This is a genomic window from Poinsettia branch-inducing phytoplasma str. JR1 (assembly GCF_000309465.1).
Lineage (GTDB): Bacteria > Bacillota_I > Bacilli_A > Acholeplasmatales > Acholeplasmataceae > Phytoplasma > Phytoplasma pruni.
Genome location: NZ_AKIK01000145.1, coordinates 1 through 684, shown reverse-complemented (window position 1 = coordinate 684; position 684 = coordinate 1). Strand labels below are relative to the sequence as shown.

Below are 684 nucleotides of genomic sequence, written 5' to 3'. Positions count from 1 at the left end.
TTCTGGCGGCGATCGTTGGGCAACTAGAACTTATTATCAATTCTTAGACACCACACCACCCCCTAAAAAACCAGATATCCTCGATTCTTAATTAAAATATCATCCAAAGACTCTCCTCAGGGTCTTTTTTTATTGCCCAATAATTAAAAAAGGAAGGAACTATTAAATATGTTCATTAAAAAAATATCCTCATTTTTAACTACTAATATCATCTTTATTTTATTATCAATCCCTTTTTATCTCATCTCTTATTTAATTAAATTCTATTTTTGGACTTATCAATTAAGCATCCAAAGACTAAAACAAGGAATAGTAGTTCAATTTTATCAACATCTAACAACTACTAAAACTAATAATCATGTGGAAGCTAATTAATACTTGGTTAACTAAATTAAATAATAGCCTTAATAATGTCAGTCATCATTTCTTGAATTACCAAAACAAGTGGCTTAATTTAGTTTTATTAACAATTATTTTATTATTTTTACCTCATCTCTTATGTTTAATTGATTTTATCTTTAAATGTCTTTATCATATAATTAAATTTATTTATTATTTAGGAAAATATCTTTTTTCATTATTAAAGAAGATTTTTAAGAAAGGCAAATAACCATGCAAATCAAACTATCACAACGCACCAAAGAATGGTATCAACATCGCAAACAATATATTAACGCTTCTGAA

At 26.2% G+C, this 684-nt stretch carries 1 protein-coding gene and 1 pseudogene; both read left to right on the top strand.

Annotated elements, in window-relative coordinates; genetic code table 11:
• Positions 1–168: 168 nt before the first annotated feature.
• Positions 169–375 (top strand): hypothetical protein, encoded by a 207-nt coding sequence (locus tag ON17_RS02715; protein ID WP_017191969.1) that lies wholly within the window; start codon positions 169–171, stop codon positions 373–375.
• A 237-nt stretch (positions 376–612) separates the two neighbouring features.
• Positions 613–684, top strand: a pseudogene (locus ON17_RS03940) (endonuclease); the annotation flags it as partial.

What these genes read in the sequence shown, in the direction of transcription:
- ON17_RS02715 (WP_017191969.1), top strand. Translation starts at nt 169, where the DNA reads ATGTTCATTAAAAAAATATCCTCATTTTTAACTACTAATATCATCTTT.